General features: G+C 43.6%; 15 protein-coding genes. 9 read left to right on the top strand and 6 right to left on the bottom strand.

The window, feature by feature from the left end:
• Nucleotides 1-89: 89 nt before the first annotated feature.
• The gene (locus tag ABD772_RS06335; protein WP_345101905.1) at nt 90-2,567 is read right to left on the bottom strand and encodes a PIG-L family deacetylase; all 2,478 of its coding nucleotides are present in this window, start codon (nt 2,565-2,567) and stop codon (nt 90-92) included.
• A 463-nt stretch (nt 2,568-3,030) separates the two neighbouring features.
• Here ABD772_RS06335 and ABD772_RS06330 point away from each other — a divergent pair, with 463 nt between their 5' ends.
• The 6 genes from ABD772_RS06330 (at nt 3,031) to ABD772_RS06305 (ending at nt 9,239) form a co-directional block, all read left to right on the top strand.
• The gene (locus ABD772_RS06330) at nt 3,031-3,660 is read left to right on the top strand and encodes a TetR/AcrR family transcriptional regulator (protein WP_345101903.1); all 630 of its coding nucleotides are present in this window, start codon (nt 3,031-3,033) and stop codon (nt 3,658-3,660) included.
• Between the two features lie 5 nt (nt 3,661-3,665).
• On the top strand, nt 3,666-5,024 hold the full coding sequence (locus ABD772_RS06325) for a TolC family protein (RefSeq protein WP_345101902.1): 1,359 nt from the start codon (nt 3,666-3,668) through the stop codon (nt 5,022-5,024).
• Nucleotides 5,025-5,044: 20 nt separating this feature from the next.
• A complete protein-coding gene (locus ABD772_RS06320; protein ID WP_345101900.1) occupies nt 5,045-6,103 on the top strand; it encodes an HlyD family secretion protein in 1,059 nt (352 codons plus the stop codon).
• Nucleotides 6,104-6,226: 123 nt separating this feature from the next.
• Complete coding sequence (locus ABD772_RS06315) at nt 6,227-7,774, top strand: DHA2 family efflux MFS transporter permease subunit (RefSeq protein WP_345101898.1); 1,548 nt, start codon at nt 6,227-6,229, stop codon at nt 7,772-7,774.
• A gap of 303 nt (nt 7,775-8,077) precedes the next feature.
• The gene (gene pnuC, locus ABD772_RS06310; protein ID WP_345101896.1) at nt 8,078-8,707 is read left to right on the top strand and encodes a nicotinamide riboside transporter PnuC; all 630 of its coding nucleotides are present in this window, start codon (nt 8,078-8,080) and stop codon (nt 8,705-8,707) included.
• The gene (locus tag ABD772_RS06305; RefSeq protein WP_345101894.1) at nt 8,700-9,239 is read left to right on the top strand and encodes an AAA family ATPase; all 540 of its coding nucleotides are present in this window, start codon (nt 8,700-8,702) and stop codon (nt 9,237-9,239) included. The genes pnuC and ABD772_RS06305 overlap by 8 nt, the downstream gene beginning before the upstream one ends.
• An 88-nt stretch (nt 9,240-9,327) precedes the next feature.
• On the opposite strand, the gene ABD772_RS06300 is transcribed toward ABD772_RS06305, so the two are convergent.
• Nucleotides 9,328-10,515, bottom strand: coding sequence for a class I SAM-dependent rRNA methyltransferase (locus tag ABD772_RS06300; RefSeq protein WP_345101892.1), 1,188 nt, complete (start codon nt 10,513-10,515; stop codon nt 9,328-9,330).
• A gap of 154 nt (nt 10,516-10,669) precedes the next feature.
• Nucleotides 10,670-12,214 carry a Do family serine endopeptidase gene (locus ABD772_RS06295; RefSeq protein ID WP_345101889.1) on the bottom strand — a complete coding sequence of 515 codons (1,545 nt, stop codon included), beginning with the start codon at nt 12,212-12,214 and terminating at the stop codon, nt 10,670-10,672.
• 186 nt (nt 12,215-12,400) lie between these two features.
• Here ABD772_RS06295 and dapF point away from each other — a divergent pair, with 186 nt between their 5' ends.
• From dapF to ABD772_RS06280, 3 genes are all read left to right on the top strand, one after another.
• A complete protein-coding gene (gene dapF / locus ABD772_RS06290) occupies nt 12,401-13,192 on the top strand; it encodes a diaminopimelate epimerase (RefSeq protein WP_345101887.1) in 792 nt (263 codons plus the stop codon).
• A 139-nt stretch (nt 13,193-13,331) separates the two neighbouring features.
• The gene (locus ABD772_RS06285) at nt 13,332-16,226 is read left to right on the top strand and encodes a DEAD/DEAH box helicase (protein WP_345101885.1); all 2,895 of its coding nucleotides are present in this window, start codon (nt 13,332-13,334) and stop codon (nt 16,224-16,226) included.
• 195 nt (nt 16,227-16,421) lie between these two features.
• Nucleotides 16,422-17,336 carry a TIGR01777 family oxidoreductase gene (locus tag ABD772_RS06280; RefSeq protein WP_345101883.1) on the top strand — a complete coding sequence of 305 codons (915 nt, stop codon included), beginning with the start codon at nt 16,422-16,424 and terminating at the stop codon, nt 17,334-17,336.
• Nucleotides 17,337-17,589: 253 nt separating this feature from the next.
• Here the strand turns inward: ABD772_RS06280 and ABD772_RS06275 are convergent, their stop codons facing one another.
• The 3 genes from ABD772_RS06275 to ABD772_RS06265 all read right to left on the bottom strand — a co-directional run bounded on the left by ABD772_RS06275 (nt 17,590) and on the right by ABD772_RS06265 (nt 19,634).
• Nucleotides 17,590-18,516, bottom strand: a complete 927-nt coding sequence (locus tag ABD772_RS06275; RefSeq protein WP_345101881.1) for an FKBP-type peptidyl-prolyl cis-trans isomerase — start codon at nt 18,514-18,516, stop codon at nt 17,590-17,592.
• A 33-nt stretch (nt 18,517-18,549) separates the two neighbouring features.
• The gene (locus ABD772_RS06270) at nt 18,550-19,068 is read right to left on the bottom strand and encodes an FKBP-type peptidyl-prolyl cis-trans isomerase (RefSeq protein WP_345101879.1); all 519 of its coding nucleotides are present in this window, start codon (nt 19,066-19,068) and stop codon (nt 18,550-18,552) included.
• Nucleotides 19,069-19,175: 107 nt separating this feature from the next.
• On the bottom strand, nt 19,176-19,634 hold the full coding sequence (locus tag ABD772_RS06265; RefSeq protein WP_345101877.1) for a MarR family winged helix-turn-helix transcriptional regulator: 459 nt from the start codon (nt 19,632-19,634) through the stop codon (nt 19,176-19,178).
• Nucleotides 19,635-19,732 lie beyond the last annotated feature (98 nt).

Raw genomic sequence — 19,732 nt, 5'->3', positions numbered from 1 at the left:
ACAATTCACTCAAAAGTGATAATGATATGGTTAATAAATAAATATGTAACGGAAAATTTGCATTAAAACTTGTATATACAATAAACTTTCTATTTCGGCCTGCTTAACAAATTGACAAACAACCTGTACGCCCCTGCAACCCCGGCCGGCAACTCCCTGAAGAAATCGAGCGACGTGTAGGCAAACCGGCCTTTACCGTAATCGCATACGATCAATGAGCCCGGGTTTTGTTTTTCGCCAGGGTCGGCCATGCTTAATATTTTATGGTATTGATTGTCAATATTATTTACAAAGTAAAGGCCGCGCTCCTGTATCCACCCGTCAAAGTCAGCGTCAGTAATTTTATTAGGATAATTCAGTACCGGGCTTTGCGGCTCCAGGAAAGTAACTTTAGCATTCTCGTCAGTAACACGTTCATTGACTATTTTAAATGGATAAGGGCCAATCTTGTTCAGCACCAGTGGTTGATACACATTATATTGTACCACCATATTGCCTCCATTATTTACGTACTCCATGAGCTTAGGCTGCTCAACCACCAGTCGCCGGTTAACGTTGTAAGCCCGCACACCTACTACAATGGCATCATAACTTGAAAGATCGGTATTCATGATGTCGCTCTCGGTCAATTGATGTACTTCGTATCCCACCTGGGTTAAAGCTTCTGGTACCATATCACCTGCTCCGGCTATGTAACCCACCTTTTTACCGGCAGTTTTAAGGTCGATGTTGATCAGCTTAGCCTCAGCAGGTGGAAACAGGGTAATTGCAGGGATATGTTCATAAGTAATTCGCTGTATCCCCATTGACCATTCTTTACCGCCTGTAGTAACCACCGCTTTCAAAATATCTGTGTGCGGTTTGGTGCTGGTAGGTACTACTGTAAATGTCTCCACCCATTCGGTACCCTTAGCTTTATTAGCAAAGGTGATTTTTTCGGGACTGACCTTCCAGCCTGATGGCGCCTGTAAACCGATGCTGCCGGTGGCATTAGTGAAGCTTTGCAGCTTTACTTGTACAGTTTGCGGCTGTTGCGTGCTAAAAATATAATCTTTGCTTAGGATATTAGCTGTAACCGGCGGGGCCACTACAACCGGCGCATAGATCTCTCCTTTGGCAGGGTCCACGTATTTATACATGATCTTGCGTTCGTAAGTAACTTTCTTCCCACCCATATTATAGGAAAACCATATACGCGGATAGTCAGGATTTTCCGGATTACCAGCCAGTGTGTCATTGGCCAGCGTATAAGTACCCAAACTATGCGGACTAACCAGCCAGTAAGGCTGCGTCAATTTAGCTTCGATCTTACCGGCGCCTTTGTTGAGGGTGTCGCGTAACAATTCGCCGGGTTTAAAGGCATGTCCGAGCCTGTCCTCATAAATGTTTGAATATTTAGGTGTAGAGCGGACTTCAAATTGTGGGATAGGCAGCAAGTAAGGCGTATACAGTTGTGAGATGATGCCAATGCTGTCGCCTACGGCGTAAGTTGGCTCCATGGCATACGACTCAAACCATAGTCCGCCACACGCAGCAATCAGGTCTTTAAGTTCCCTGGATTTTTGGGTGCGCCAGTAAGTGTCTTTTATAGCGCCAACCCGGGCCAAGACATCAATCAATGCAGGCACCGAGTTCTGCGGATTTTCCCGGTCGAAGTTTTTTTTGATATAATTAATCTGTTCGGCTATCGGCTCGCCACCGGTTACACGGGTCCAGGTTGTGTTAACGCCGTACATCAGGCTATCTTTGGGCGCATCGCCCAAAATGGTTTTAAAATATTCTAAAGCCCGGCCGCGTTGTTTAGCGGTACCAAAGCCCTGTGTTTTATGATTAGAACGGCTATCGGCAGCTACCTCGCCGTACCCTTTACCGATGGTTGAATTATAAACCCCTATATCAATTTTAAACTGGTTAGCGGCGGTAGTATTTGTCGAACCAAAACTAAACGTGTTCCACAATAAACGTTTAGCCTGCCAGGTTTGCACATATTTTAATTGCTCAGGGAAACGTTTCGGGTCGGCAGCTGCGGCAAAGGCCTCTTGTGCAATAATAGCAGACGAGGTATGATGACCATGCCCACCCTCGCCCGTAGTAGGGAAACGGCAAATGATCACATCGGGCCTGAACTTGCGGATCACCCAAACGGCATCGCCCAATACTTTTTCATGATCCCATATTTTCAAAGTTTCGTCCGGTCCTTTTGAAAAACCAAAGTCATTAGCGCGGCTAAAAAATTGCTCGGCCCCGTCTACACGGCGGGCTGCCAAAAGCTCCTGTGTACGTATCAGCCCTAAAAGTTCGCCCTGCTCATTACCAATAAGGTTTTGGCCACCATCGCCACGGGTTAATGACAGGTAACCGGTACGATAATGCTTCTCTTGCGCCAGGTAGGCTAAAAGGCGGGTATTCTCGTCGTCCGGGTGTGCCGCTACGTAAAGTACGCTGCCCAATACATTTAATTTGTTTAAGCTTTGCTGAATGGTTACTAAATCAGCAGGCGGAGCGGTTTGTGAAAAAGCCCGACTAACAATAAGTGAAATTGCGGCAAGTAGGATGATACGCTTCATAGCCAAAGATATTAAAAGATCGGGAGTTGAATGATGGCCCTGATTGGGGGCAGGTAAAATTTTGGTGATAAACAACACTATTGTGATCCACGGCGAATGTGTATCAATTTGAATCATTTGGATCACCCGTTAGCTATAACATTTTGTAAACCAACGAATTATATTTTCAAGCCTGAATTAATGGATCACTTTGGATCACTTTTAATGACTTTTAAGTCTTTTTCTGGATCATGACCCGTGATCTATCTTCGCCGGGCGCTCAATTATCACTTGTAACATCCCTACACCCTTTGTCCAATTCCTGTCATTTCAATCGTCAAACAAACAAAGATTTAAGGCCACTGTTAAAAATTAGTTAATCGATTGATTAATTTTTAACACTGATAATCAATTGGTTATAAAGTTAACAAAAAAATAATTTTACTTTAATCAATCGTTTGATTAATTTTGTGGCGTTAAAAATATGGATAAAGATAAAATTGATAAAAAAGACCACATTCTGGATGTAGCCGAGCGCGTATTTTCAGAAAAAGGTTTTGACGGCGCATCAACCCGATTGATATCAGGTGAGGCCGGTGTTAATATGGCCATGCTCAATTACTATTTCGGATCGAAAGAAGGATTGTTCCTGGCAGTGTTTCAACGTAAGATCGCATCTTTTCAAATCATCCTGCAAAACCTGGGCAATGACGAAAGTATTAGCGCCTGGACCAAGATGGAGCAATACATTGAACTGTATGGCGATAAAGTGGTTACTAATAATTGTTTCCAAAAACTTTTATATCAGGAAATGGGTATGAATAGAGGGAACGATCTGTCTGATAAGCTGCGTGATATGTTGCTAAAAAACGTCGGTACGCTTGACAAAATACTTCGCGAGGGCATTGCCAATGGCGAGTTTAAAAAAGACATCGATATCTCCATGGTAATAGCCGCCCTTTACGGTACCAAAAACTATATTCTAAATACGCCTATAATGGCAAAACCCCTGCTGGGTTATGACATTACTGACGAAAAGATGATAGAAACAAAACTGAAGCCGCAGATCAAAAGCTTCATGAAAAATCTACTAAAAGCATACCTGTTCAACTAACAACTATGAATATACAATTTAATACATCCCACAAATTACATCTCTGCAAAATACCGGTTTTAGCCGTCGCGCTATCGCTGTTGTTGATGTCGTTAATATCAAACAGAGCTTCCGCTCAGGACAGAACCATCACGTTAGACGAGGCAGTTAAACTTGGTATTGCCAACAGTAAGGTTTTAAAACTATCGCAATCAAAAATTGACGAAGCGGTTTCGCAATACAACCAGGTAAGAGACAACGTATTACCTACCGGCTCAGTAAGCTTTGCTTATAACCGTGCCGAAATTCCGTACAACCATCTGGCATTTGGCGAAAACGGCATTAACCTGCCCAAAAGTGCAAACGCTTATTTAGGTATAGCATCTTTAAACGAAACCATTTTTGCAGGCGGTAAATTTAAGTACGCGCAAGAGTCGAACAAACTGTTGATCAGTATTTCGCGTTTAGACGCCGATAAAGACCGCGACCAGATTACTTACCAGATCATCAATGCCTATTACAACCTGTATAAAGTGCTGCAAAGCCAAAAGGTAGTTAAACAAAACCTGGAAACTATTGACGCGCAGATACACCAGTCGCAACGATTTTTTGAACAAGGCCTGGTTACCAAGAACGACGTATTACAGTTTCAGCTGCAGCGCTCAAATGTTGAGCTAACCGGCATCGATCTGGAAAACAACCGCAAGGTGATCAACTATGATTTGAATATTTTATTAGGACTTCCTGAAAGCACTCAATTAAATATCAATCAGATCACTGAAGCCAACAGAGAGCTTGGTGCGATGAACAACTACATTGACACCGCACTTAACTATCGTCAGGAATTAAAACAGCTTGATCTGCGTGGTAAATATGCCGAAACCAACATCAAAACCATCAATGCCAATACCAAGCCTACCCTGGCGGCATCAGTAGGTGGTTATTATGTTGACGCCTCTGGCAACCCAATACCTAAGATCGGTAATTTTATTACCCCGGTAACCCTGGGCCTGACTGCATCATGGAAATTCAGTTCATTATGGACCAACAAAAACAAAATATCTGAAGCACGCATTCAACGCGATGAGGTAGAAATTAACAAAGGCATCACTTTAGATAATATCAGAAACGAAGTGAACCAAAATTACCATGCTTACCAGACCGCTTTAGATAAGATCAGACTTTTACAGACTTCTATTGAGCAAGCCGGCGAAAATAATAATATACTGGCCTCAAAATACAAAAGCAACATCGCGTCGGCAACGGACAGAGCCGATGCCGAGACCCTACTCTACCAGGCACAAATAAATCTTGAATTGGCTAAAGCCGATGCCGGATTAGCGTACTACACCCTACTGAAATCAACCGGAAAACTTAACAAATAATAACACAACACAATAATAAAATGGCAAAGCAAGACACACACGAAACACCCGCAAAAAAAACCAACAAAGTACTTCCTATTATTTTAGGTATACTGCTTTTAGCGGGAGCTATATTTGGTGTAAAAGAATATATATACTACAGTAAACACGTTGATACTGACGATGCTCAGGTTGACGGCGACATAAGCCCTGTAGTTGCACGCGTTGGCGGTTATGTTGACAGTATTTTCTTTGAGGAGAACATGCACGTTAACAAAGGCCAGGTCCTGGTTAAAATTGACCCACGCGATTACAAAGTAAAATTGGAGCAAGCCCTGGCTGCACAAGTTGGTGCCAGCGCAGGCGTAAACGTTGGCCAATCGCAAATATCTGCCACCGCTTCAAATTCGGCAGTGGCTAAAGCAGGTGTTGTATCGGCGCAAGCCCGGTATGACAAGGTAGCCAAAGATTACGAGCGCTTTGCCAACCTGGTAAAAGACGGCTCAATTACTCAACAACAGTTTGATCAGGCTAAATCTGATCTTCAGGTGGCTCAGGCTAACCTGGCGGCTGCTAAAGATCAGTACAGAGCCGCTTTACAACAAGTAGGTACTACCCGCGATCAGTTAAAAGTTACCAATACCGGTGTTAACCAACGCCAGGTTGATGTTGACTATGCCAAACTGCAATTAAGCTACACTGAAGTTAAAGCCCCTGCAAGTGGTATCGCGTCTAAAAAGAATGTTCAAATAGGCCAGTTGGTACAAGCCGGACAGACCTTATTCTCGATTGTTAACGATAACAGCCTGTATATCACTGCCAACTTTAAAGAAACACAGTTAGAGAAAATCAAAAATGGTTTAAAAGTTGAAATTGAGGTTGATGCTTATCCTGACACGAAAGTTGAAGGTACCGTTTACAATTTCTCGCCTGCTACAGGTGCTAAATTTTCGCTATTACCTCCGGATAATGCAACAGGTAACTACGTAAAAGTGGTACAACGTATCCCGGTTAAAATTAAGATCAACGCTCCAAAAGAAGTGTTGGATAAATTACGCCCCGGTATGAGCGTGAACGTATCTGTAATTACTCAAGATTAATTGCAGTCTTGAGCCTTAAGTCGGGAGTCTTAATTCTTTAGTCGAGCTTTAATATTTAAGGCCCCGGGCTAAGTACCAAAGGCTTCAGACTAAGGATTAACAAACTTATAACATCAATCAAAAATGGCTGAAACTGGCTTTAAAAAATGGATCATTACCATCACGGTTATCGTGGCTTCATTGCTGGAGCTTATCGATACTACGATTGTAAACGTATCCCTGCCTACCATACAAGGTAACCTGGGTGCAACCCTCGAGGATGTGGCCTGGGTGGTTACCGGTTATGCGGTAGCAAACGTAATTATATTGCCCATGTCGGGCTGGTTGGGCAGCCGCTTCGGGCGTAAACAATATTTTATATCATCTATTGTCGTATTTACCATTGCCTCTTTTCTGTGTGGTAACGCAACAGGTTTAGATGAACTGGTGCTGTTCAGGATTCTGCAAGGTTTAGCTGGCGGTGGTTTGATATCAACCTCGCAGGCTATATTAGTTGAAACCTGGCCGCGCGAACAGATTGGCACTGCTACGGCATTATTTGGTTTAGGTGCGGTTGTTGGCCCTACCGTGGGTCCTACCATAGGTGGTTATATTACTGACCACTTTTCGTGGCGCTGGATATTTTATGTAAACATTCCGGTTGGTGCATTGGCTGCATTTTGTGCCTATACATTCATCCACGAAACACCTAAGGATGCCAAGGGTAAACCCATCGACTGGTGGGGCATCGCCCTGCTGGCTATCTCTGTAGGTAGTTTGCAAACAATATTGGAAAAAGGCGAGTCTGAAGATTGGTTTGCCAAGACCTATATACTGGTGCTAACCATCACCGCTATATTGGGTGTACTGCTGTTCATCTGGCGCGAAATGAGTATCGACTATCCTATTGTAAACTTTAGCATCCTGCGTCACCGCAGCTTTTCGGTGGGTATGTTTACCTCATTTGTGTTAGGCTTCGGTTTGTACGGATCTGTATTTGTGTTCCCTGTATTTTGTCAGAACCTGCTGGGTTTCTCGGCACAGCAAACCGGCGAACTGCTATTCCCTGGTGGGTTGTGTACCATTGTGATGATGCCTTTTATAGGTAAGATGTTGAATAGAGGTATCCCTGCGCAATTTATGGCTACTGCGGGTATGTTCCTGTTCTTCGTGTTTACAACCATGCTGAGCAATTCAACCCTGGGTACCGGGCAGAAAGACGTACTGATACCATTACTGATCAGGGGCGTCGGCATGGCCTTATTATTCGTGCCGTTAACCACCCTTGCCATTGCCGACCTGAAGGGCCCGGAGTTGGGCCAGGGTACCGGTTTAAATAATATGATGCGCCAGTTGGGCGGTTCATTCGGTATTGCGGTATTGACTACCATTATTCACCTTCGCACGGCGGTACACCGCAGTAACTTGTTAACTAATATCAACCCGTATAACAACGCTTTTAACGAACGTTTGCATATGTTAGAACAGGCGTTTCTGGCCAAAGGCAAATCGGCTATTGACGCCCTGCATATGGCTTACGCCGCTATTGAAGGGGCGGTTGTAAGGCAATCGCTGCTTTTAACTTATGACGATGCCTATTATATATCGGGGTTGGTAATGTTGTTTTCAATACCATTGCTGTATCTGCAACCATTTAAAAAGAATGTTAAAGTGCCAACCGATGTGCACTAAAAAACAAAAGCCGTTCCCCGAAAAGAGGAACGGCTTTCTTTTTTCACAAAAAAATTAACAATTAAATTTTTGGTATTGCTTCTCTCACTTGGGGCTATCTTCACAACAAAAGCGCTCCCGGCAGTACCTGTTTAAATCTTAGGCATAAATTTAGGGGTTTTTAATTTACAATACCTAACTTAATTTGCCTTAAATGAAAATTAAATGAATTTTTCTTCAGTTAAGCAGGTCAAACCAATTTCAATCTCATTTCATAACACGTAAATAGCTGACAAAACATAGCTGTTTTTTTATATTTGACCAATGGGAATACTACATGAGCTGCAAGCCTGGTGGCAACAACAATCTCTGTGGGAGATAATTGGGGTTATTACCGGCTTACTGTGTGTATACCTGGCTGCCAAAAACATTATCTGGAACTGGCCCTTCGCTATTATTAGCGTAACCATTTACATCTTTATTTTTTACGAAAAAAACCTGTTTGCCGATATGGGCCTGCAGTTTTATTTTTTAGCAACAAACATATATGGCTGGTATTTTTGGAGCAAGACAGCTCTGACTGAAAATAAGAAGCCCGTAAAGCGCATCACCCGAAAGGAGACTGGCATATCAGTTTTAGCAACGGCCCTGTTTACGTTTTTCCTGGGATCTGTATTGAAATATACTACCGCCTCTTTTCCCTATTTGGATAGCTTTTGTACAGCTTGCAGCCTTGTAGCACAGGTTTTGCTGGCCCGAAAAGTGGTTGAGAATTGGTTGATCTGGATTTTTGTTGATACCATTTATGTAGGAATTTATCTAGCAAAAGAACTTGATGCAACCGCCGTTATGTATGCTATCTACATCCCCATAGCATTGCTGGGCTACCTGGATTGGAAAAAAGACTGGCGCAAACAAATAGCTTACCCTCATAACACTGATGTTAATGAATAATCCCATCAAGATCGCCGTAGTAGGGCCTGAATCAACGGGCAAATCAACAATGTCAGCTTTTTTAGCCGATCATTACCATACGGTGTGGGTACCTGAATATGCCCGCGGGTATTGCGAGAAGCTAACCGAACCGCCTACCTGGCAGGATGAGATCAATATGTTTTACGGTCAGATAGCACTTGAAAAGGAACTGCTTCCTCAAGCCAATAAGATCCTGATCTGCGATACCACTTTCATCACTGTAAAAATATGGAGCGATGAAATATTTGGTAAAAGCCCCCGGGAGGTATTGGACGCCCTGCCACATTATCAATACGACTTATACTTACTACTCGACATAGATCTGCCCTGGGAGGATGATCCTCTTCGCGATTTCCCCCACATGCGCGAGCACTTTATGCAGGTATGGCATGATGAGTTAAAAGCATTGCATGCTAACTATGTTGTCATCAGCGGTGCCGGGCAAGATCGGTATGAAAGTGCGGTGAAAGTAATTGATGATTTTGTGGCAGGTCGGGCAGAGTTAATCTGATTTTTTGTTGCGGGCGCAGCGAAGGTCTACCGTGAGATTAAGCCGGGTTTGCAGATTCTTCGCCACGATCAGTACAACAAACGGAGAATTAAAACACCCGGCAAAACAATCCCTTCAAATACTCACCTTCCGGAAATGACGAGCGTATAGGGTGATCTTCGGGCTGGCAGAACTGGCTGATAAACTGTACTTGCTTACCCGCATCCAACGCGGCCCAGGCTAACACCTGTTTAAAGGTATCCAGATCCATGGCGCCCGAACAGGAGAACGTGGCCAGTAAGCCGCCTTTATTAAGCAATAACATGCCAATGCGGTTTAGGTCTTTATAAGCCCGCGACGCCCTATCCAGCGCCGAACGCGAGGGGGCGTATTTAGGTGGGTCTAATACAATTATATCGAACGTCTCGCCGGCATCTTTGAAAGCGCGCAGCTGTTTATTTACGTCAGACTGTATGGCGCGATGCTTACCTGCGTCTAACTTATTAAGTTGGATATTTTCTTTTAATGTTTCAATAGCCAGCGCCGAGCTATCTACACTGGTAACAGAGGCGGCACCATTGTACAACGCGTTCAATGTAAAACCGCCTGTATAACTAAAGCAATCGAGCACCTTTTTGTCTTTGGCATGAGCTGCAACTTTACGACGGTTGTCGCGCTGATCGCAATAGAAGCCTGATTTCTGGCCTTCGGCTATATTGATATTGTAGAGCAGCCCGTTTTCTTTTACTTCGACAGATGCAGGCGGGTTATCACCAAACAGAACCACATTCTCGGTATCCATACCCTCATGCTGTCGCGACGAGGCATCACTCTTGTCAAAAATGCTTTTCGGATTAAGTAACCGGCGCAACTCGTCAATGATCACCGGCATCATCTTCTCAATGCCTGAAGTCAAAACCTGTACCGCCAAATGCTCGGCATACCGGTCGACGATCAATCCGGGCAGATAATCAGATTCACTAAAGATCAACCGGCAGGTATTGGTGTCGCCGGTACTCAAAATATCGTTACGGCCGGCAACAGCTTCAGCAACTTTGATGCGAAACCAGCCCTCGTCAACCTCGGTATTTTCATCCCATTCTAAAAGTCGCAGCGCTACACGCGATTGATCGTTATAAAAACCATAGGCTAAGAAATCGCCTCCGGCATTTACCAGTCGCACAATATCACCATTAGCCGGCTTGCCTTTAACGCGCTCAATTGCTCCCGAAAAAACCCACGGATGGCGTTGATGCACTGCTTTCTCCTTACCCTTTTTTAGTATTACGTCAATCATGAGGGCAAAGGTAGTAGGTTTTTGGTTATAAAGGGTTTCATTTATATGTCATTGCGCGGGAGTGAAACGACGTGGCGACCGCGAACTTGCGACAATTTATAAACAAAAAACCCGGCTCATCGCCGGGTTCTTCTTATTCGTTACTTTCAGCAGCTTATTCGTCTACCGAAAATGTATTGTTAAATCTGGTTCCGTCAGGATAGTAACCCCCAATGGTAAGCATACCGTTTCTTAGATTGGTAATTGCTTTATCAATGTCGTTAACATTGTTTATTGGCTGTTTATTAATGCTGGTAATGACAGTACCTGATGGCAGGTCGGCCTGATCAAAGATACCACCCTCGCGCACTTGAGTCACCACAACACCATTAGTTACACGGAACTTAGCTTTCTGACTTTGAGTTAAAGGCATAAAGCTTGCACCCAGTTTATTATATAACTCGGTTGCTGATCTTGGAACCGAAGCGGTACGGGTACCAGTAGCGTTTTCAGGTTTCAAAGTTACAGTAACATTCTTTTCAGCGTTACCACGCAAAACAGTCAGGTTAATTTTATCGCCGGGTTGTAAGCGTGCAACACGTTCTTGTAAGTCAGACGACTCATAAACAGTGGTACCTTCAACTTTAGTAATAATATCGCCTTCTTTTAAACCTGCAGCTGCACCGCCGCTGTTAGGTAAAACGCCGGTAATGTATAAACCATTGGTTTTGTCAGTATTTATCCCCGGGGTCTTGTAGGCTTCGCTCAGGTCGGCAAAGCTAACACCTATCATACCGCGTTTAACGGCACCATACTTTTTAATATCGTTTAATACCTTTTTAGCCAGGTTGATAGGGATGGCAAAACCATAACCTTCGTATGAACCGGTGTGTGATGCAATAGCAGAGTTGATACCAATCAATTCGCCTTTAGTATTTACCAAAGCGCCACCGCTGTTACCAGGATTGATAGCTGCATCGGTTTGGATAAATGACTCAATTCCGGTTCTAACCTTTGGCTCGTTTGACATACGTGTCGGGCCAAATGGATTGTCATCGCTGTTATCTTCTGAACCAATGATGCCGATACCACGACCTTTAGCACTAACTATACCCGCAGTGACGGTTGATGTCAGGTTAAAAGGGTTACCTACTGCTAACACCCATTCGCCTACTTTAGCCTCATCAGAGTTGCCTAATTTTACGATAGGTAGATTTTCAGCATCGATTTTAATCAGAGCCAGGTCAGTATTTGGGTCTGTACCGATAACTTTAGCTTTAAAACGGCGGTGGTCATTAGTAGTGATCTCAATTTTATCAGCTTTAGACACAACGTGATTGTTGGTTACGATATAGCCATCCGGCGAGATAATTACACCCGAACCTGATGCCATTTGCGGTTGGCTGCGCTGTGGCATACGCTGACCAAACATATCGCCGAACATACGCTCAAACTCGCTCTGGCGCGGGTCTGACGAACTTGAGTAAGTAGTACGGATATAAACTACCGCCGGGGTTACCGCTGCAGCTGCCTGCGTAAAATCAACCTCTCCGGCCGACGACACAATGTTAGGCGTCATACGGTTACTTGCATAGTATACTTGTTGCTTTTCATCAAAGCCCATGTTATCAGCATACTTATTCTCAATCACTTTGTAGGTACCCAGTGCCATTGCACCGCCTACAAATGCTGTTAATAATGTTAAACCAATTCTTTTCATATTATATATTCTTATTTAATTCTGTTTGATAATTGCTAATTTTGGTATTCAAATTTAATACCATATAGACGGTATAAACAACAGTAAGTTATAGCAACTTGTGTTAAAAAATGTTAAAGTTGGGTCTTCGGCTTTTGATATTTGGCCCCTGGTTTGACTAACATCAACTGCTTAATATACAAAATCGTGAAAATACATTTCTACAAATACCAGGGCGCAGGTAATGATTTTATTTTGGTTGACAACCGAGAAATCACTGTAAATCACCACAATGCGAAGATGATAGCCGGTTTATGCGATCGCCGTTTTGGTATTGGTGCCGATGGTATTATGTTCCTTCAAAATAAAGATGGCTACGATTTTGAAATGGTTTACTACAATGCCGATGGCCAGCCAAGCAGCATGTGCGGCAATGGCGGACGCTGTATTGTGGCTTTTGCCAAATTTTTAGGCATAATCGACGCTGAAACAGATTTTTTGGCAGTAGACGGCCCGCATCATGCCAAAATTTCAGCAACCGGCGACTGGGTAAGCCTGCAAATGATCGATGTAGCCGATATCCATAAAGACGAAGAGGCTTATGTATTGAACACCGGCTCTCCGCATTATGTAGCTTTTGCTACCGATCTGGCCAATAAAAATGTATATGCCGATGGTTATGCCGTCCGTAATAATGATACTTATAAAGCCAACGGCATCAACGTAAATTTTGTGGAACCATCGCGCGAGGGCTATTTTGTACGCACCTTTGAGCGCGGCGTCGAGGACGAAACCTACGCTTGCGGAACTGGCGTAACTGCCGTCGCCCTGGCCATGGCCAAACACCATAACCAAACCGGCAGTATTCAAACTCCGATAAAAGTATTAGGCGGCGATTTGAATATTCGGTTTAATTATGATGGTAATCGCTTTAGCGATATTTTCCTGGAAGGGCCGGCTAAGCTGGTTTTTGAAGGGGATGTTGAGATAGGCGATTAGAGATTGGAGATGCCCCTTCGTTATTAACATCTTCTGCTGTTAATAATTATTTAACAGTATTCGTTTCCAATTCAAACAAATTCTGTTTACGTTTGAATTTTTTCTGTCGTAGCTTCTCTTAAATTTTTCTCTGAAGCTAATGTTACGTGTAGATAGTTCAAAGCCTTGTCAAATAATTTATGCCATAGCCCGGCATGAGTACCTGGGCTATGTTATTGAGCCGCACGTAGTTCAGCTAAATCCCAATGGCGAATTCTCTTTAACCCATCAGCGACTATTCTCAAATACTGCTACCGAGTTTGCAAACTGCCTTGATGAAACGGGCATTAAGCTCATTAAACTTTTAGAAGAGATTGAGCAGGGCAACGTCATTAAAAAGTTCTACAAAAAGCCAATTCGCCCATCTGAGTTTTTTGCCCGGATATTTACCGACCAACTTTTCGAAACCATCCGCCCGAAAATAGAAAAGCGCATGGCCGAGGCGTTGAACCTGTTGAGCGACAGGCAGGTGTACCTGATGAGTAAAGAGGGCTATCCTGCCGAGCGTAAACTCAACATTGCAGGAGAACCGGCGTCGGTGCTGTTTCATTTCCGCCGTAATGAGGAAGAGATCCGCTATTTTCCTACCATCAAATACCAGGGCATGCGTATTGAATTTATGTTCAAAAATGCCGAGATCATTTGCAATCAGCCGGCCTGGATGCTCATGGATGATACGCTTTACCATTTCGACAAGGAGATTGAAGGTAAAAAGCTTGTGCCTTTCCTGAATAAACGGTATATCGCCATACCGAAATCATCGGAGCAATCATACTTTGAAAAATTTGTAGCGCCACTAATAGAAAAGCACAACGTTTACGCCGAAGGTTTTACCATTGATACCGAAAAGCATGAGGCTATTCCCATGCTTAAACCTATATATGTTGATGGTGGCACATCGCAACTACAGTTGTACTTTAAATATGCAGGTTATATCTTTCCGTATGGCGATGGCCGTCATATCTCGGTACGCATGGAACGCCGCGGCGATGATTATACCTTCCATCGCATTAAACGGTCTGTAGCCTGGGAAAAAGGCAAACTAAATCAATTAGAAGCATGGGGACTAAAAACGGCGTCTTCGTTGTTTCAAAACCTGGAAGTGGTTCATAACGAAGATGATACTAATCAGGCATTCTCAATATTTGAATGGCTAAACCAGCACCATGATGAGCTGAAGCGCGAAGGCTTCGAGATAGAGCAACCCGAAGGTCAGAAACGCTATGTATTTGGTACCAGCAAGATCGACCTGGAGGTTAGAGAAGATAACGACTGGTTTGATATTAATGCCTTTGTTTATTTTGGTCCCTATAAGATTCCTTTTATCCAGTTAAAAAACCATATCCTCAATCATAAAAAGGAATTTACCCTGCCTTCAGGCGAGATTGCAGTAATACCTGAGCAATGGTTTTCGCAATACGGCAACCTGCTGCACTTCAGCGAATCCGGCGACCAGATCAAGTTGCGCCGCCATCACCTGGGGCTGGTAAACGACCTTGGTAACGGCGAAATGGCTGAGGTAACCATGAATCGTAAACTTCAAAAGCTGATGGACTTTGACGAGCTGGAAGATGTGGCCCGGCCAAGCCACTTCTCGGGTAGTTTAAGACCTTATCAGCAGGCAGGTTATAACTGGTTCCACTTTTTAAAACACTTTCATTTTGGTGGCTGCCTGGCCGATGACATGGGTTTGGGCAAAACCATACAAACCCTGGCACTGCTGCAGAAACATAAAGAAGTAACCGAGGCCGACGGTGGAAAAAACACCTCGCTGGTTATCATGCCTACATCGCTTATTTATAACTGGCTTAACGAAGCTAAAAAGTTTGCCCCCAAACTGCGGTTGATGGTACATACCGGCACTTTCCGTTATAAATCGGCAGAAGTGTTTGCCAATTATGATGTGGTGATTACTACCTATGGTATTACCCGCATCGACGTAGAGCTGTTAAAAAATTATTTCTTCGAGTACGTGATACTCGACGAGAGCCAGAACATTAAAAACCCTGCGTCTAAGTCCTATCAATCGGTTAAGCAGTTAAAATCGCGTTATAAACTGATACTAAGCGGCACGCCGGTAGAGAATTCTGTTAATGACCTGTGGACACAAATGTCGTTCATTAACCCCGGCTTGTTGGGGACACAGCAATACTTTGTTAATGAGTTTGTAACGCCTATTGAAAAGAAAAAGGACGAAGAAAAAGCCCGCAAACTACAGGCACTGATCAAACCTTTTGTATTGCGCCGTACCAAAGAACAGGTAGCTACTGAGCTGCCGCCCAAAACAGAAAACCTGTTTTACTGCCAGATGAGCGAAGAACAAGCATCAGTTTATGAAGAAGTGAAGTCAGAATACCGCAATGAGTTACTGCGCAGCCTGGAGGATGGCACGTTTGCCAAAACCCAGATACAGGTATTACAGGGCTTGACCAAGCTACGGCAGATAGCCAATCATCCGTACATGATCGACCAAAATTATGAGGGCGATTCGGGCAAGTTTGAAAACGTTACCCATACGCTGAATACGGTGCTGGACGGCGGACACAAAGTTTTGATCTTCTCGCAATTTGTGAAGCAGTTGAGCATTTACCGTAATTATTTTGAGGAGCAAAAGATCCCTTATGTTTACCTGGATGGTGCAACCCAAAACCGGGGCGATGTGGTAAAACAGTTCCAGGAGGACAAGAACACTCGCGTGTTCCTGATCTCTATAAAGGCAGGCGGTGTAGGCCTCAACCTTACAGAGGCCGATTACGTCTTTATCCTCGACCCATGGTGGAACCCGGCGGTTGAACAACAGGCTATTGACCGTACGCATCGCATTGGCCAAACTAAAAATGTGTTTATATATAAGTTCATCACCAAAGATACCGTAGAAGAAAAAATATTGGCGCTGCAACAGCGCAAACTTAGCATGTCGCGCGCGCTAATTACTACCGAGGATAGTTTTATTAAATCGCTGTCGGCCGATGATATTAAGGAGATTTTGAGGTAAAATTCGATTTATCATTGCTGTAAGGAACGAAGAAGCAACCGCACGCGTTCCTTCCGCGCCCGTTGCGACTGCCGTTAGATAGTACTGACAATAGTATAGCAATAACAAAACACGCACCCTACATTTCTTGTTATCACACCTGAACATTCCGGCATCATTATGCCGACGGGTGTCCTAACTATTACAATAACACCAATGAGCAAGCGTATATTAATAACAGGGGGCAAAGGCTTAATTGGCCGAAAACTGACGGATGTTTTACTAAGCAGGGGTTACCAGGTTAACCACCTAAGCCGCGAGCCGGGCACCAATGCCGAAGTAAACACTTTTGTTTGGGATGTACATAAAGGGCAGATTGATGAGCACTGCATAAATGGCGTGGACACTGTTGTACATTTGGCCGGCGCTAATGTATCTGAAGGCCGTTGGACGGACGAACGTAAGAAAGAGATCATTGAAAGCCGCACCAAATCTATCGGCTTAATTTATAAGCTGCTTAAATCAAAACCGCAGCATACCATTAAAACTGTGATATCTGCATCAGGCACAGGTTTTTATGGCGACAGAGCCGACACACTGCTTACCGAAAATAGCGCACCCGGTACCGATTTCCTGGCTAATGTTTGCCTGCAATGGGAACATGCGGTTGAGGTGGGCGAAAGCCTGGGTTTACGTTTGGTGAAATTTCGGATGGGGGTAGTGTTGGATGCTAAAGGCGGGGCGTTACCAATTTTAGCTAAGCCTGTCAGATTTGGATTTGGCGCGCCCGTAGGAAACGGCAGGCAATGGATGCCCTGGATACATATCGACGACGTAATAGCGATGTATTTATACGCCATTGAAAATGAAGACCTTGCAGGTAACTATAATATGGTCGCGCCTTATCCGGTAACTAATCAGCAGTTAACCGTAGCTATAGCTAAAGAGCTGCACCGCCCTTTGTGGTTACCCAAAGTGCCGGCTTTTGCGCTGCATCTGGCACTGGGCGAGAAGAGCAATATGGTGCTGGGCAGTCAAAAAGCATCGGCACAAAAAATTGACGAAGCCGGTTTCAAGTTTAAATATCCTACTTTAATCTGGGCGTTAAAGAAGCTATTCGGCCCCTCCTGAACCCTTCCGGGCAAAGTTGGCTTTAATACAAACACCTCTTACAAAACGGGATTGTTAATAAGGATGCAGACGGGGACCAACGCTGCACTTTTATAGATTTCAGAAACATAAACTAAGCGCTCGCGTCCGAATTTGAAATAAATAAAATGGGTTCCGGAGTATGCTGTCTTTAGCCATCCAAAACCCATTGCAGATCATGCTTTCGTGCGCGAACGTTGTTTAATAAGCTTTCAACAAAGCGTCGCCCGTTTAATCAGGGCGAAACGCTGATAACACGTACAGCGTATTTGATAACACTGTTTGGCGGTATACTGGTTGTTAATTTGCCGTATGCTAAACGTGATGGAAACAGGAAAGTCATTAAAGCTCCTGCCCTACCATATTTTTTTAATGCTTTTTGTACGCCTGGTATCATATCTGGTATATCGAATGATGCGTAGGGCGCATTGTTAGACTGGCTGGCAATTGTACCATCAAGTAACAAGGTAGTAAAACTAATGATGATACTACTTTGGTAGGTAATAGGTACAGTGCCGGTGCCTGGTTCATCAATTGAATACCAGTAATGATCATCAGGATCCTGCTGCATCGTCAAACCGTTTTGAGCTATGTAGTTTTTAATCACCAGCTGATCATAAGCTTCCTGCGCAACTGTATCGCCAATAAGGTGAACATAATAATCCAAACTTTGATTACCGGCAATACGGCCCGATGTATTCGAGCTACTACCTACACCCGCACCAGAAACTCCGTAAGCCAGTTTTGAAGGAATAATTAAACGGGCTATGCCTCCGTTATGCTTAATAATATTATGTACCGCCTGCTGTAAGCCAGGTATATCTAAACCCAACGGCGAGGTAGCGGTTGAAATATGGCCTAAGTAACCATCATAATGATTGGTAATAGTATCGTTTGACGCATATTTACCGTCAACACTTTTAACGGTAAATACCATAGATACGTTACTGGTATATTGCAAGGCGGTGTCGCGGCCCGGATTGAGAATTTTATAGTAGATGCCTGACGTATCGCGTGTAAAGCCGGAAAGACCGCCTGAAGACATATAAGCCTTTATTTGGTCATCATCATATTGATTAATAGTGGGGTCGTAATTATTGCGTCGGCAAGCTACCAGGGCTATTAAACCAAAAAATAAAAGCGTATATGTAATTTGTCTCATTTGTATTATGGCTGCCTTTGCCGGCAGTCTATGTTAATTAATAATATCGTACAACGTAATTTCAAAATCAAGCACTGCATTTGCAGGCAGGCCACCCTTTAATCCAAATTCCCTTCCTACTAAAGGTTGCGGGCTTGGCCCATATGCGTAACGCGATGGTATTAACAATCGTATAATACCACCTTTTTTTCCGAAAGGAAGCCCCAATTGCCAGCCTTTTATAACCTGCGACAACACAAACGTTGGATGAAAATTATTTGTTTGCGTAAATATCTGCTGGGTACTTAATAGCTTGCCTGTATATCCAACCGTAACCTGGGTTGAGTTAGTAAACAAATCATTACCGGTTCCTGGCTGTTCAATAATGTAATAAACACCAGAAGTATCTATCTTAGTTGCAACCAGCGAAGGATTGGCCGCCAAATAATCGGCAATGATCTTATCATCTTTGTGAGCCTGCGCCTTGTAACCTTCAACACTACCCAGCAAATCTTTTTTGCAGGAAGCTAACCCGGCTAACAAAAACAATATGATTACTGTGGCCCTGTTCATTACATTTCCGAGGGGCAAATTTATTCTTTTAAAATTCAAAAACGGCAGGTTAACACTTTTTAACATTTAAATAAATTTATGCTTATAACGCATCGCGGCAGCAAAACTTATTTTTGAATGTTTTCTGGCTTGTAGTTTAAGGTGAGTTGATTGATCTTTTTCAGCATATCGGTAAGGTATTGCTTATCGGCCTCGCTTATGTGCGTATTCAGATAGTTATTAAACTGCCGGGCCACCACACGGGCCAAATGACGCTTTTCTTTACCCAATGGTGTAAGATATATTTTTACCGACCGCTTATCGCCTTTGTTTGATTCGCGATAAATGAGACCCATAGTTTCGAGCTGATTCAGCATTCGCGACAAGCTGGTCGACTTTAAACCCAACAGCGCCGCCACCTGCGAAACGGTGGTTCCCTCCTCTTCGTCAATATTGATAAGTAAATAGCCGATAGATTGCGTTATGCCAAAATCAGCAACCAATGCATTATAACGGTTTGCCACCGTTTGCCAAACTATTTTCAAAAAATAGTCAATGGTTTCTTGAGGTCTTGGGTTTGACGGCATCAATCAAATATACGGTTTGAGCACACAAGTGTAAGTAAATTTTATGAAACTATGCCCTAAACCAAATGGCTTTATAGCTGTTAAACCATTCTATAATT

It is taken from the genome of Mucilaginibacter panaciglaebae, assembly GCF_039539265.1.
Lineage (GTDB): Bacteria > Bacteroidota > Bacteroidia > Sphingobacteriales > Sphingobacteriaceae > Mucilaginibacter > Mucilaginibacter panaciglaebae.
This window is presented reverse-complemented; position numbering and strand designations above follow the sequence as displayed.